Source organism: Mesorhizobium sp. M4A.F.Ca.ET.020.02.1.1, from assembly GCF_004022645.1.
Taxonomy (GTDB): domain Bacteria; phylum Pseudomonadota; class Alphaproteobacteria; order Rhizobiales; family Rhizobiaceae; genus Mesorhizobium.
Window position 1 is genome coordinate 1 of sequence record NZ_RZOI01001076.1, and the last position, 1,437, is coordinate 1,437.

Sequence of the window (1,437 nt, forward strand, 5' to 3'; positions counted from 1 at the left end):
GGCTCTGGCCGAGGGCTTCCTCGAGCCGCTGCACCTGCATTGTCACGGCCGACTGCGTGCGTCCGACCTGTACCGCCACCGCACTGAGGGTTCCCGAATGCGCCGCGCGCACGAATGTCGCCAGCAGCTTGAGATCGAGCATATCAAATCCATTGATATCAGAATCCGACAACTATCAATTTTACTGCATCCGCGCCAGCCGCTAAATTGTTGGCGCAACGCTTGCTGGAGTTGAGATATGTCGAAGAACTTGGAGCCTGGGTTTTGGGATTCGGCGCGCAAGCACCTGATCCGCTATGGCGGCAGCTTCGAGCCCGCCATCATCGAGCGCGCCGCTGGCTCCTTCGTCTACGATGCCGACGACAGGCCCATCCTCGACTTCACCTCCGGGCAGATGAGCGCCCTGCTCGGGCATGCTCACCCGAGGATCGTCTCGACGGTCAGCCGCCAGGTGGAAAGGGCCGCGCATCTTTTCAGCGGCATGCTGTCCCGCCCGGTGGTGGAGCTTGCGGAGCGCCTCGCGGCGCTGGCGCCCGGGCTCGACAGGGTGATGCTGCTTTCGACGGGCGCCGAGTCCAATGAAGCCGCGATCCGGATGGCAAAGCTGGTGACCGGCAAGCACGAAATTGTTGCCTTCTCGAAGAGTTGGCACGGCATGACGGGGGCTGCGGCGTCAGCGACCTACAGCGCCGGCCGCAAGGGCTACGGCCCAGCCACGGTCGGATCGCTGGCCATCCCTGCCCCCAACAGTTTTCGGCCGCGCTTCAGGCACGCCGACGGCTCGCTGGACTGGCTGACCGAACTCGGCGATGCCTTCGACCTCGTCGACAGCCAGTCGACGGGAAGCCTGGCGGCCTTTGTCGCCGAGCCGATCCTATCGAGCGGCGGCATACTGGAACTGCCGCAAGGATATCTGGCGGCACTCCAGCAGAAATGCCGCGAGCGCGGAATGCTGCTGATCCTCGATGAAGCGCAGACCGGCATCGGCCGCACGGGAGACATGTTCGCTTTCCAAAGGGATGGCGCCACCCCCGACATCCTTACGCTCTCCAAGACCATCGGCGCCGGGCTTCCCCTATCGGCGGTGATGACGACGGCTGAAATCGAGGAAGCAGCGCACGACAAGGGCTTCCTGTTCTACACCACGCATGTCTCCGACCCGCTGCCGGCGGCTGTCGGCGTTGCGGTGCTCGATGTGGTGGAAGAGGAAAAGCTCGTCGACCGGGCACAGCGCCTGGGAGCGAAACTGTTCGACGGACTGTCGCGGCTTAAGCAGCGTTATGAATGCGTCGGCGACGTTCGTGGGCGCGGCCTGCTGCTCGGCGTCGAGATCGTCAAGGACGGCAAGGAGCCGGACCACCAGCTCGGCGCCGCGATTGCGGCCGAAGCGTTCCGGCGCGGGCTGAGCATGAATATCGTCAAGCTTCCCGGGATGGG

At 64.3% G+C, this 1,437-nt stretch carries 2 protein-coding genes; one reads left to right on the forward strand and one right to left on the reverse strand.

What is annotated here, in order from left to right; translation table 11 throughout:
- Nucleotides 1-142, reverse strand: a 142-nt coding sequence (locus EN742_RS34925) for a LysR family transcriptional regulator (protein WP_128333879.1), incomplete at its 3' end; no start/stop codon positions are given.
- 96 nt (nt 143-238) lie between these two features.
- On the opposite strand from EN742_RS34925, the gene EN742_RS34930 reads away from it, so the two are divergent.
- A partial coding sequence (locus EN742_RS34930; protein WP_148670522.1) for an aspartate aminotransferase family protein occupies nt 239-1,437 on the forward strand: 1,199 nt, incomplete at its 3' end.